Annotated in this window: 11 protein-coding genes; 8 read left to right on the forward strand and 3 right to left on the reverse strand. The window is 68.5% G+C overall.

The window, feature by feature from the left end; genetic code table 11:
* Nucleotides 1-3: 3 nt before the first annotated feature.
* Nucleotides 4-648 (reverse strand): TetR family transcriptional regulator, encoded by a 645-nt coding sequence (locus ABZU99_RS30880; protein ID WP_356228080.1) that lies wholly within the window; start codon nucleotides 646-648, stop codon nucleotides 4-6.
* Between the two features lie 144 nt (nucleotides 649-792).
* Between ABZU99_RS30880 and ABZU99_RS30885 the strand changes: the two genes are divergently transcribed.
* Both ABZU99_RS30885 and ABZU99_RS30890 read left to right on the forward strand, forming a co-directional pair.
* On the forward strand, nucleotides 793-2,394 hold the full coding sequence (locus ABZU99_RS30885) for an MFS transporter (RefSeq protein WP_356048115.1): 1,602 nt from the start codon (nucleotides 793-795) through the stop codon (nucleotides 2,392-2,394).
* A 128-nt stretch (nucleotides 2,395-2,522) separates the two neighbouring features.
* Nucleotides 2,523-2,894 carry a peptidase inhibitor family I36 protein gene (locus ABZU99_RS30890; RefSeq protein ID WP_355943735.1) on the forward strand — a complete coding sequence of 124 codons (372 nt, stop codon included), beginning with the start codon at nucleotides 2,523-2,525 and terminating at the stop codon, nucleotides 2,892-2,894.
* 301 nt (nucleotides 2,895-3,195) lie between these two features.
* Here the strand turns inward: ABZU99_RS30890 and aceE are convergent, their stop codons facing one another.
* Nucleotides 3,196-5,925, reverse strand: coding sequence for a pyruvate dehydrogenase (acetyl-transferring), homodimeric type (gene aceE / locus ABZU99_RS30895; RefSeq protein ID WP_355943733.1), 2,730 nt, complete (start codon nucleotides 5,923-5,925; stop codon nucleotides 3,196-3,198).
* A gap of 476 nt (nucleotides 5,926-6,401) precedes the next feature.
* Here aceE and ABZU99_RS30900 point away from each other — a divergent pair, with 476 nt between their 5' ends.
* The 6 genes from ABZU99_RS30900 to ABZU99_RS30925 all read left to right on the forward strand — a co-directional run bounded on the left by ABZU99_RS30900 (nucleotide 6,402) and on the right by ABZU99_RS30925 (nucleotide 10,918).
* A complete protein-coding gene (locus tag ABZU99_RS30900; protein ID WP_355850774.1) occupies nucleotides 6,402-6,842 on the forward strand; it encodes a DUF3052 domain-containing protein in 441 nt (146 codons plus the stop codon).
* 143 nt (nucleotides 6,843-6,985) lie between these two features.
* A complete protein-coding gene (locus tag ABZU99_RS30905) occupies nucleotides 6,986-7,444 on the forward strand; it encodes a peroxiredoxin (protein ID WP_355943731.1) in 459 nt (152 codons plus the stop codon).
* 115 nt (nucleotides 7,445-7,559) lie between these two features.
* Complete coding sequence (locus ABZU99_RS30910; protein WP_355943729.1) at nucleotides 7,560-8,135, forward strand: TerD family protein; 576 nt, start codon at nucleotides 7,560-7,562, stop codon at nucleotides 8,133-8,135.
* Between the two features lie 155 nt (nucleotides 8,136-8,290).
* Entirely contained in the window at nucleotides 8,291-8,866 is a 576-nt protein-coding gene (locus tag ABZU99_RS30915; protein ID WP_355943727.1) for a TerD family protein, read from the forward strand.
* 51 nt (nucleotides 8,867-8,917) lie between these two features.
* On the forward strand, nucleotides 8,918-10,078 hold the full coding sequence (locus tag ABZU99_RS30920) for a DUF475 domain-containing protein (RefSeq protein ID WP_355943725.1): 1,161 nt from the start codon (nucleotides 8,918-8,920) through the stop codon (nucleotides 10,076-10,078).
* Between the two features lie 111 nt (nucleotides 10,079-10,189).
* A complete protein-coding gene (locus tag ABZU99_RS30925) occupies nucleotides 10,190-10,918 on the forward strand; it encodes a Tellurium resistance (RefSeq protein ID WP_355943723.1) in 729 nt (242 codons plus the stop codon).
* 54 nt (nucleotides 10,919-10,972) lie between these two features.
* Here ABZU99_RS30925 and ABZU99_RS30930 read toward each other — a convergent pair whose 3' ends face one another.
* Nucleotides 10,973-12,082, reverse strand: a complete 1,110-nt coding sequence (locus ABZU99_RS30930) for a TerD family protein (RefSeq protein ID WP_355943721.1) — start codon at nucleotides 12,080-12,082, stop codon at nucleotides 10,973-10,975.
* Nucleotides 12,083-12,269: the final 187 nt, after the last annotated feature.

Below are 12,269 nucleotides of genomic sequence, written 5' to 3' on the forward strand. Positions count from 1 at the left end.
TTATTAATCCCATTGCTCGGCGAGCGCGGGGCCCACGTAATCAAGATGGAACGCGGTGATGTCCCGCAATGTGACCGTCGAGTTGTCCTCCCCCTCGCCCCAGAGCTTCCCGGCCACCCGGAGCACTCCGCCGAGCATCGCGACCACCAGCCGCGGCCGGGGGTCCTTGTCGATGTCCAGCCCCTCGCGGCGGGCGATCTCGCGTGCCATCCGGTCCTCCATCTCCGAGATCCGGCGCAGATGCACGGCGAGCAGCGCGGGCGTCGATTCGATCACCCGGTACATCCGCATATGGAGTTCGGGCGGCACCATCTGCCCGACGGTCTCGTCCATATCGCTCCAGGCGTCGAGGAACGCGCCGCGCAGAGCGGCCAGTGGGGCCTCGTCGGCGGGGCGCCGCCGCAGCGCGGCGAAGAAGTGCGACTCCGCCGAGTCGTGGGTGGCGAAGGCGACTTCCTCCTTGTTGGCGAAGTACCGGAAGAAGGTGCGCTGGGAGACGTCCACCGCCTCCGCGATCTCGTCCACCGTCGTCCGTTCGTACCCCTGGCGGGTGAACAGCTCCAGCGCCGATCGCACCAGCGCGCTGCGGGTCCGCTGCTTCTTCCGCTCGCGCAGCCCGGTCGGTGGTGGCGCCGACTGCTCCGCCACTGCCTTGTCCGTTCTCACCTTCGGGCTCGCTTTCTGCCCCGTCCGGGCCGCATTCGGCTGCTCAGGATACCTGTGGGGATTGCGGCAGCAACCGACGGATGAATCCGATTGTCAATTGTCAGCGGCTGACATTAACCTCCGATTATGACGCCTTCGACCACCGTCGCCGAGACGGCGCCGGAACCCCCCATACCGGATCCCTCCAAGGGGCTGCGCGGTCATCCGTGGCTGACGCTGCTCACCGTTGCCCTGGGCGTGACCATGGTCGCCCTCGACGGCACCGTCGTCGCCATCGCCAACCCGGCCATCCAGAAGGACCTCGGTGCCTCGCTCGCCGACGTCCAATGGATTACCAACGGCTATCTGCTGGCCCTCGCCGTCGCGCTGATCACGGCGGGCAAGCTCGGTGACCGCTTCGGCCACCGGCAGACCTTCCTCATCGGCGTCGTCGGCTTCGCCGCAGCCTCCGCCGCTATCGGACTCTCCGGCAACGTCTCGCTGGTCGTGGCCTTCCGGGTGCTCCAGGGGCTGTGCGGGGCGCTGCTGATGCCCGCGGCGCTCGGACTGCTGCGCGCCAGCTTCCCCGCCGAGAAGCTCAACATGGCCATCGGCATCTGGGGCGCGGTGATCGGCGCGTCCACCGCCGCCGGACCCATCGTCGGCGGTCTGCTCGTCGAGCACGTCAACTGGCAGTCCGTGTTCTTCATCAACGCGCCGGTCGGTCTTCTCGCGCTCCTCCTCGGGCTGGTCCTCCTCGTGGACCACCGCGCCGAGAACGCCCCTCGCTCCTTCGACCTGCCCGGCATCGTGCTGCTGTCCGCCGCCATGTTCTGCCTCGTCTGGGCGCTCATCAAGGCGGGCGACTGGCATTGGGGGAGCGCCGGGACGCTGCTGTTCCTCGGGCTCGCCGTGGTCTGCTTCGCGCTCTTCGTGTTCCGGGAGAGCAGGGCGCGCGAACCACTGCTGCCACTCGGCATGTTCCGCTCGGTGCCGCTGAGCGCCGGCACCGTGCTGATGGTGCTGATGGCCTTCGGCTTCATGGGTGGGCTGTTCTTCGTCACCTTCTACCTGCAGAACGTGCACGGGATGAGCCCGGTCGACAGCGGGCTCCATCTGCTCCCGCTCACCGCCTCGATGATCGTCTCATCGCCGCTGGCCGGTGTGCTGATCACCCGCTTCGGACCCCGCCTGCCGCTGGTGACCGCCATGGGGATCACCGCCGTGTCGATGTTCGGCCTCTCCCGGCTGGACGTGGGCACCGGCACCCCCCTGATGTCCCTGTGGTTCGGGCTCCTCGGCTTCGGCCTCGGCCCGGTGATGGTCGGCGCCACCGAGGTCATCGTCGGCAATGCCCCGCTCCAGCACGCCGGGGTCGCCGGCGGTCTCCAGCAGGCCGCGATGCAGGTCGGCGGCAGCCTCGGCACGGCGGTCCTGGGCGCGGTCATGGCGGGCAAGGTGGACGACACCCTGCCGGGCAAATGGGCCGGCGCGGGACTGCCGCCCGTGCCCGCGGACAAGGCCGGCAAGGCGTCCGAAGCGGTCGAGGTCGGGATCGCCCCGATCGCCAAGGGCACCCCGGCGGAGGTCGCGGGGAAGATCACGGGCGTCGCGCATGACACGTTCGTGTCGGGGATGGGCCTCGCCTTCACCGTCGCCGCCGTCGTCTCGGCGGTCGCCGCCGTGGTCGCGGCCTTCACCAAGCGCGGTGAGAACGCGGAGGCGGGCGCCGGGGCCGGTCACATCTGACCCCCTCGGGCCTCCCTCGCGACACGCCCCCTATCAGGGTGGCCCTTGATCAACCCCATGGTGGCGAACGGGAGCCGGCCGACAGGCTGGCTCCCGTTCACGCGTTGTCATCACGGGGAGTGATCCATATGCGCAAGACCGCCATCGCGACGACGACCCTCGCCCTGGCCTGTCTCCTGGCACCGGCCACGGCCCACGCGGCCCCACCGTCGCCGCCGCGGCTCGGCACCTGCGCCACCGGCCAGCTGTGCCTGTGGCGGGGCACCGACTTCACCGGGGCCCGCCGCACCCATGAACTGGCCGACACCGACATCGAGAGCTGCGTAGCCCTCCCGGCCGGTACCTCAGCCGCCTCACTGGCCAACCGCACGGGACGACCGGTGACGGCCTACCAGAGCGCGGAGTGCGCCGAGACCGGCGAATACCGCACCTACCCCACCGGCTCCTGGGCCCCGGAAACCCCGTACCAGGTAAGGGCCTTCAAGATCTGGGAGCGGTGACACGAACCCGGCCCCTGCGGCTTCCGCTCCTTACGGACCTCGAAGTCCATCGCACCCCTTGAGCCGGGGTGTCGCGACGACCACTAAGCGGTTACGGCGAAGTCAAGTGCTGATCCTTCTCGGCGTCCAAGCCCTCGGCCAGGCCGAACGGCGAGGGATCAGCGGCGAACTTCACCGCATCCGCTTAGAACCGAAGGTTTGAGGAGCGGGGCTCCGGGGGCGGAGCCCCCGAACCGCACGACGCGGGGCGGGCTGGATCTTCCAGCCCGCCCCGCGTCCGGCTCACCGCCGTCGCAGACGGCTACGCGTCGCCGCCCGCCGCGCCCGGGTCGGCCGCGGCCACGTCCAGCAGCTGGTAGCGGTCGATCGCCTGCTTCAGGGCCGAGCGGTCGATCTTCCCCTCCCGGGCCAGCTCCGTCAGCACACCGAGCACGATCGACTCGGCGTCGATGTGGAAGAAGCGGCGCGCCGCGCCGCGGGTGTCGGCGAAGCCGAAGCCGTCGGCGCCCAGCGACTGGTACGTGCCCGGCACCCAGCGGGCGATCTGGTCCGGGACGGCCCGCATCCAGTCGGACACGGCCACCTTCGGGCCCTGCGCGTCCGCGAGCTTGCGGGTGACGAACGGAACGCGCTGCTCCTCCTCCGGGTGCAGGAGGTTGTGCTCCTCCGTCTCGATGGCGTCGCGGCGGAGCTCGTTCCAGGAGGTCGCCGACCAGACATCGGCCCGCACGTCCCAGTCCTCGGCCAGGATGCGCTGGGCCTCGAGCGCCCACGGCACCGCGACACCGGAGGCGAGGATCTGCGCCGGGACGGCGCCCTTCTCGCCCTCCTTGAAGCGGTGGAGGCCCTTGAGGATGCCCTCGCGGTCCACGTTCTCGGGCTCGGCCGGGTGCTGGATCGGCTCGTTGTAGACGGTGAGGTAGTAGAAGACGTCCTCACTGTTCTCGCCGTACATCCGGCGCAGACCGTCCTGGACGATATGGGCGATCTCGAAGCCGAACGCCGGGTCGTACGCGACGACGGCCGGGTTGGTCGAGGCCAGCAGCTGCGAGTGGCCGTCCGCGTGCTGCAGGCCCTCACCGGTCAGGGTCGTACGGCCGGCGGTCGCGCCCAGGACGAAGCCGCGCGCGAGCTGGTCGGCCATCTGCCAGAACTGGTCACCCGTCCGCTGGAACCCGAACATCGAGTAGAAGACGTAGACCGGGATCAGCGGCTCGCCATGCGTGGCGTAGGCGGAGCCCGCCGCGATCAGCGAGGCCGTGCAGCCCGCCTCGGAGATGCCGTCGTGCAGCATCTGCCCGGTCGGCGACTCCTTGTAGGCGAGCAGCAGCTCACGGTCGACGGACTCGTACTGCTGGCCCAGCGGGTTGTAGATCTTCGCCGACGGGAAGAGCGAATCCATGCCGAAGGTGCGGTACTCGTCCGGAGCGATCGGCACGAAGCGCTTGCCGATCTCCTTGTCCCGCATCAGGTCCTTCAGCAGCCGCACGAACGCCATGGTGGTGGCGATCGACTGCTGGCCGGAGCCCTTCTTCACGGCCGCGTACGCCTTGTCGCCCGGCAGCTCCAGCGGCTTCGCGCGCACGACGCGGGTGGGCGTGTAGCCGCCCAGCGCCTTGCGGCGGTCGTGCATGTACTGGATCTCCTCGGAGTCCCGGCCCGGGTGGTAGTACGGCGGAAGGCCGGACTCCAGCTCCTTGTCCGAGATCGGCAGGTGGAGCCGGTCGCGGAAGCCCTTGAGGTCGGCGACCGTCAGCTTCTTCATCTGGTGGGTCGCGTTGCGGCCCTCGAAGTTCGGGCCCAGCGTCCAGCCCTTGACCGTCTGGGCGAGGATCACCGTCGGCTGGCCCTTGTGGGCCTTGGCCGCAGCGTAGGCAGCGTAGATCTTCTTGTGGTCGTGACCACCGCGGCCCAGGTGCAGGATCTGGTCGTCGGTCATGCCTTCGACCATCTTGCGCAGCCGCTGGTCGTCACCGAAGAAGTGCTCGCGGATGTAGGCGCCGGTCTCGGTCGCGTACGTCTGGAACTGACCGTCGGGCGTGGTGTTGAGCTTGTTGACCAGGAGGCCGGTGCGGTCCTGGGCGAGCAGCGGGTCCCAGGTGCGGTCCCACACCAGCTTGATCACGTTCCAGCCGGCGCCGCGGAACTGCGACTCCAGCTCCTGGATGATCTTGCCATTGCCGCGCACCGGGCCGTCGAGGCGCTGCAGATTGCAGTTGACGACGAAGGTGAGGTTGTCCAGGCCCTCGCGGGCGGCCAGGGAGAGCTGGCCGAGCGACTCCGGCTCGTCCATCTCGCCGTCGCCCAGGAACGCCCAGACGTGGGAGTTGGAGGTGTCGGCGATGCCGCGCGCCTCCATGTAGCGGTTCATCCGGGCCTGGTAGATCGCGCCCAGCGGACCGAGGCCCATGGAGACGGTCGGGAACTCCCAGAAGTCCGGCATCGACCGCGGGTGCGGATAGCTGGACAGGGCGTGACCGAACTTGGACTTCTCCTGGCGGAAGCCGTCCAGATGGGCCTCGCTTAGCCGGTCGAGCAGAAAGGCGCGGGCGTAGATGCCGGGGGAGGCGTGGCCCTGGAAGAAGATCTGGTCGCCGCTGTCGTGGTCCTTGCCGCGGAAGAAGTGGTTGAAGCCCACGTCGTACAGCGAGGCGGAGGAGGCGAAGGTGGCGATGTGGCCACCGACCCCGATGCCCGGGCGCTGGGCCCGGGAGACCATCACCGCCGCGTTCCAGCGGGTCGCGTTGAGGATCTTGCGCTCGATCTCCTCGTTGCCGGGGAAGAACGGCTCGTCCTTGGTGGCGATGGTGTTGACGTAGTCCGTGCTGCGCATCTCGGGCACGGCCACCCGCTTCTCGCGGGCGCGCTCGATCAGGCGAAGCATCAGGTAGCGGGCACGTTCCCGGCCTCGTTCATCGACGGCTGCGTCGAGCGAGTCGAGCCATTCCCGGGTTTCCTCGGGGTCGAAGTCCGGGACCTGGCTGGGAAGGCCGCCAATGATGATCGGGTTGCGATCGGATCCGGAAGCCACGCTATTCCTTCGCTTTTCGGTCGTGCGGTGCACGGACATGGATTCCTGCTCTGCTGGTGTCGCGCCGGTCTCCATCGTGTACCTCGGGTACGGGATACGTCATCTCTACCGAGTGGTAACCACCACCTGGCGAGATGGGCGCTCTGCCGCCGGCCGGTGGGCGTGCGACGGCCAAATCGCAACCTTACGCCCCGGGCGGAGATCGGCTGCGTACGACCGTTCGGCCCCCGGGGCGGCGTAAGGTGGCGATACGCACACGTAAGCCGGATAAGCGTGGGCAAACCGGGCGGCTGCCCCTGTGGTGTGCCGTTCCTCCCTGATGGGAGTTGCGGCGACACGTCAACGTTTGGGCGGGATCGCTGGCTGGGTACTTGCGCGATCCGCCCGGCCCGTGTGGACTACGCCCCAAGCCCCTCGCGTACGCGCGCGGGGTCCCCAGAGCCGAAGAGTGAACGAAAGATGACAGGAGGCAATCCGTGAGCGCGACCGCGGACCACGCGGAGGAGCGGACCAACCCTGCCGCGAGGCTGGGTTTCCAGCCCGATCAGGTGGTCCAGGAGATCGGCTACGACGACGATGTCGACCAGGAGCTCCGCGAGTCCATCGAGGAGATCACCGGCCAGGAGCTCGTCGACGAGGAGTACGACGATGTGGCCGACGCCGTTGTGCTGTGGTTCCGGGAGGACGACGGCGATCTGACGGACGCGCTGGTGGACGCCATCCAGATGATCGACGACGGTGCACCGGTCTGGCTGCTGACGCCCAAGACCGGCCGTGACGGCTATGTCGAGCCGAGCGATATCAACGAGGCCGCGACCACCGCGGGCCTGTCCCAGACCAAGAGCTTCAACGCGGGCAAGGACTGGACCGGCAGCCGCCTGGTCACGCCGAAGGCCGCCCGTTCCGGGAAGCGCTGAGGCCGGGAGATCCACATCGCCAAGCCCCCCTCCGTTCCATTTCGGAGGGGGGCTTGGCGCGTAGGGTGGTCGCGATCGGACGTGATCACCCGCGATCGGTCCAACCATGTCGAGCATGAGTAGTGAGCGAAGGGATGTCTTCCATGGCGATAGAGGCCGGAGCCAAGGCCCCCGACTTCGAGCTGAAGAACCAGCACGGCGAGACGGTGCGGCTTTCCGACTTCCGCGGCGAGAAGAACGTCGTGCTCCTCTTCTACCCGTTCGCGTTCACCGGGGTGTGCACCGGTGAGCTGTGCGCCCTCCGCGATGAGCTGCCCACCTTCGTCAACGACGAGGTCCAGCTGCTCGCGGTCTCCAGTGACTCGCCCTTCAGTCTGCGCGTCTTCGCCGAGCAGGAGGGCCTGGAGTATCCGCTGCTGTCCGACTTCTGGCCGCACGGCGAGGCCAGCCGCGCCTACGGCGTCTTCGATGAGGAGAAGGGCTGCGCGGTCCGCGGCACCTTCGTGATCGACAAGGAGGGCGTGGTGCGCTGGACGATCGTCAACGGTCTGCCCGACGCCCGCGACCTGAACGACTATGTCAAGGCCCTCGAAAGCCTGTAGGCCAAAGCCTGTAACGGCCGGGAACCGCTCACTAGGATCGACGCGTTGATCCTTATGGGAAAAACCTCGATGAAGGGGCACACCGTGCTCCTGACGAACCTTTTTGGGAGGACTCGTGGGAGTCAGCCTCAGCAAGGGCGGCAACGTCTCGCTGACCAAGGAAGCCCCTAACCTGACCGCGGTCGTCGTCGGTCTGGGCTGGGACGCCCGCACCACCACGGGCACTGACTTCGACCTCGACGCCAGTGCCCTGCTGACCAACGCCGAGGGCAAGGTCTCCGGCGACCAGAATTTCGTGTTCTTCAACAACCTCAAGAGCCCCGACGGCTCCGTCGAGCACACCGGGGACAACATCACCGGTGAGGGCGAGGGGGACGACGAGCAGATCAAGGTGAATCTGGCCGGGGTCCCGGCCGATGTCGCCAAGATCGTCTTCCCGGTGTCGATCTACGACGCCGAGACCCGCCAGCAGTCCTTCGGCCAGGTGCGCAACGCGTTCATCCGCGTGGTGAACCAGGCGGACGGCAATGAGCTGGCGCGCTACGACCTCTCCGAGGACGCCTCGACCGAGACCGCCATGGTCTTCGGCGAGCTGTACCGGAACGGGGCGGAGTGGAAGTTCCGCGCCATCGGCCAGGGGTATGCCTCGGGGCTGCGCGGTATCGCGCAGGACTTCGGCGTCAACGTCTGACCGTTCGCTCGACGCACGGCGTATTCGCGCGTACGCATGGGATGTGCATGCGCGTACGTCCACGGCATCACCGCGTCCGGCGCCGCATCCCTGCACCCAGGCGGGAGTGCGGCGCCGGACGTGCTTTCGCTCACGCAAGGGGAGGAATCAGCATCATGGGCGTAACGCTCGCCAAGGGGGGCAATGTCTCCCTCTCCAAGGCCGCGCCGAATCTCACGCATGTGCTCATCGGTCTGGGGTGGGACGCGCGCTCCACCACCGGGGCGCCGTTCGACCTCGACGCCAGCGCTCTGCTGTGCCAGGACGGGCGGGTGCTCGGGGACGAGTACTTCGTGTTCTACAACAACCTCACGAGCCCCGAGGGCTCCGTCGAGCACACCGGGGACAATCTCACCGGGGAGGGCGAGGGCGACGACGAGTCCCTGCTGATCGATCTCACCAAGGTCCCGGCGCAGGTCGACAAGATCGTCTTTCCCGTCTCCATTCATGAGGCGGAGGCCAGGCACCAGACGTTCGGCCAGGTCAACAATGCCTTCATTCGGGTGGTGAACCAGGCGGACGGCAATGAGCTGGCGCGCTACGACCTCTCCGAGGACGCCTCCGGCGAGACCGCGATGATCTTCGGCGAGGTCTACCGCTATGGAGGGGAATGGAAGTTCCGGGCCGTGGGACAGGGGTACGCGTCCGGTCTGCGGGGCATCGCTCTAGACTTCGGGGTCAACGTTTCGTAAAGCCGCGTACAGCGCGCGGGGGAGACCTTACGAAGAAGGATTGGGTTGCCAGTGCTCCTGAAAACCTTTGGTTGGTCGTTCGCCATCACGGCGGGCGGTCTGGCCTTGGCCGGCGTCCTCTGGGGGTGGAAGGGGCTCGCGATCGTCGGGATCCTCTCGATCCTGGAGATTTCGCTCTCATTCGACAACGCGGTCATCAACGCGGGCATTCTGCGCAAGATGAACGCCTTCTGGCAGAAGATCTTTCTGACCGTCGGCGTGCTGATCGCGGTCTTCGGCATGCGCCTCGTCTTCCCGGTGGTCATCGTGGCCGTCACGGCGAAGATGGGGCCGCTGGAGGCCGTTGATCTCGCGATCAACAACAAGGACAAGTACGAGCATCTGGTCACGGCGGCGCATCCGGCGATCGCGGCGTTCGGCGGGATGTTCCTGCTGATGATCTTCCTCGACTTCATCTTCGAGGAGCGCGACATCAAGTGGCTGAAGTGGCTGGAGAAGCCGCTGGCCAAGCTCGGGAAGCTGGACACCTTCTCGATCGTCATCGCGCTGGTCGGCCTGCTGATCGCCGCGACCACCGTCGCCACCGATGTGGCGCACGGCGGCGGTGACAAGAGCGCGACCGTCCTGCTCTCCGGGGTGGCCGGTCTGGTCACCTATCTGATCGTCGGCGGCATCTCCGGCTACTTCGAGGACAAGCTCGAAGAGGAGGAGGAAGAGGCGGACGAGGACGGCGCCGGGACCGCGGAGCCTGCCCCGGCCGCTCAGCGGAACGGCGGCAAGAACGGCGGCGCCTCCGCGGTCGGCCTGGCCGGCAAGGCCGCGTTCTTCATGTTCCTCTACCTGGAGGTCATCGACGCGTCCTTCTCCTTCGACGGGGTCATCGGCGCCTTCGCGATCACCAATGACATCTTCGAGATGGCGCTGGGTCTTGGCATCGGCGCGATGTACATCCGGTCGCTGACCGTCTTCCTGGTCCGCAAGGGCACCCTGGACGACTACGTCTATCTGGAGCACGGCGCGCACTACGCCATCGGCGCGCTCGCCGTCATCCTGCTGGTCACGATCAAGTACGAGATCAACGAGGTCATCACCGGCCTCGTCGGCGTCGTGCTGATCGCCGCCTCGTACTGGTCCTCGGTCGTACGCAACCGCCGGGAGTCGGCCGGCGGCGAGGACTCCGCGACAAAGGCGGAAGTCACCTCCGGAGTGTGACCGGGCGGCGTTTGAGGAACGCTCTGAGCGGGGCGGCCGAGAGCATTCAGCTCCCGGCCGCCCCGCCGCAGTTGACGCAGGCGGGAAGCCACGAAGGGTGGGGTGCGCACGATGGCGTTCTGGAGCAACTGGGGGCGGGCCGCGTGGCGCGAGTTCGACAGCGGTGACGCGTCCGGTGTGGTCGAGCTGACCAAGCGGAATGCGACGATCTCCCTGACCAAGCAGGGCGCCGCCAGCGGCAATCTGCGGATCAACCTCTCCTGGCAGATGCGCACATCGGACTTCAACGGCAAGTCCGGGCGCGGCTCGCTGCGCCATCCGCTGCGGATGTTCAAGCCGGAGATGGTGCAGGCCCAGGGCCCCGCGATGGTCAATGTCGACCTCGACCTCGCGGTCATGTACGAACTGAAGAGCGGCACCAAGGGCGTGGTCCAGCCGCTCGGCGACTTCTACGGCAATCTCAATGAGGCGCCGTACGTCAAGCTGAGCGGCGACGACCGGTTCGGATCGGGATCCGGCGAGACGATCTACGTCAATATGGACCACAAGGACGACATCAAGCGACTGCTCGTCTTCGTCTACATCTACGACGGCACCCCCGCCTTCGACCGCACCCATGGCATGGTCACCCTCTACCCGAGCAATGGGCCGCGGGTGGAGATACCGCTCCAGGAGCGGGCCCCGCAGGCGCGCTCCTGCGCGGTGGTCATGATCGAGAACGTGAAGGGCGAGATGGTGGTCCGCCGCGAGGTGAAGTACGTGTACGGCTTCCAGGCGGAGCTGGACCGGCTCTACGGGTGGGGGCTGCAGTGGGGCCGCGGCTACAAGTCCAAGGTGTAGCCGCGCCCCCTCCTGCCGCCCTGCCCCGGGCCGTCACGGGTCCCAAAGCCGCCGTCACCTGTTCTGGAACTGCGGTCCCTGCGGCGGCAGCGTGAAGCTGGGATCCGGCACCGGTGCGGGCACCGGCGGCGGGGGCGGCGGCACGGCCCCGGTCGGCTGCACCTGTTGCGGATAGCCGTACGCGGGCTGCTGCGGGTATGCGTACGCCGGCGGGTGCGGATAGCCGTACGCGGGCTGCGCCGGGGGCGGGCCCGGCGGCTGCGGATACGCCGGGCCCGGGCCCTGCGGGGACGCGGCTGACGGCTGCGGCGGCACATAGCCGTATCCGCCGCTGTCGCCCTGTGCCGCGGCGGGCTGCGCGGGCGGCGGAACGGGCTGCGTCAGCTGCGGGTCCCACGGGTCGGGCGGCGCCCCCCGCGGAAAGCCGTAGGCCGGCGGATGGGCCTGGGTCGGCGCCTGCGAGGAGCCCGGCGGTGGGGGCGTGTGGGCCGCCTGGGCGGGCGGCTGCCCCGCCGCCGGGCCAGGAGCCGGTGCGGCCGGGGGGCCGGAGGCCGCCGCGCTCTCGGGCTCGCCCGGGTCCGTACCCGCGCTCGCGTCCGCGCCCTCGCCGTCGTCCACCGAGATCCCGTACTCCGTGGCCAGCCCGACCAGCCCGGACTCATAGCCCTGCCCCAGCGCGCGGAACTTCCAGCCGTCCCCGCGCCGGTAGAGCTCACCGCAGATGAGGGCGGCCTCCTTGCCCGTCTCCGGCAGCACCGCGAAGATCGCGATCGGTTCCGGGTCCGCCGGGTCCGCCGCGCCGGGCGAGGCGTCGTACAGCAGCAGGGTCAGATCCCGTACCTGCCCGAAGGTGCCGCCGTCCGCCGACGCGGCCAGCACCACCCGGTGCACCGCCGGCTCCAGCGCCGACAGATCCGCCTCGATGGTGTCCGTCAGCCCCTCCGGCAGCCGCTTCTTGGGGAGGTGCCGGACCAGGCCCGAGGGATGGCGCGGCTGGTTGTAGAAGACGAAGTCCTCGTCCATGCGCACGCGGTCGTCGGCGCCCAGCAGCAGCGCCGAGGCATCGATATCGGGTACTCCCGTGCCGGGGGTCCAGCGCAGCACCGCGCGTATGGCCGTGGCCTCCAGCGGGATGTTCGATCCCTTCAGCATCGCGTGCGTCATGGCCGCAATCCTGCCCTCCCGGCCGGGGCCGGGACAACGCCGGGGGCGGGGACGCATGCGGGAGGAGGGCGGTACGGGGGCCCTACCGCCGGTAGGGCGGGCATGCCGGACACTGAGCGGACGCACATGAGTTACGCGATTTTCACGCTCTTGGGGAACTTTTGACCCATGCTCGCACGTACGATAA

The organism is Streptomyces sp. NPDC005266 (assembly GCF_040607655.1).
Classification (GTDB): Bacteria; Actinomycetota; Actinomycetes; order Streptomycetales; family Streptomycetaceae; genus Streptomyces.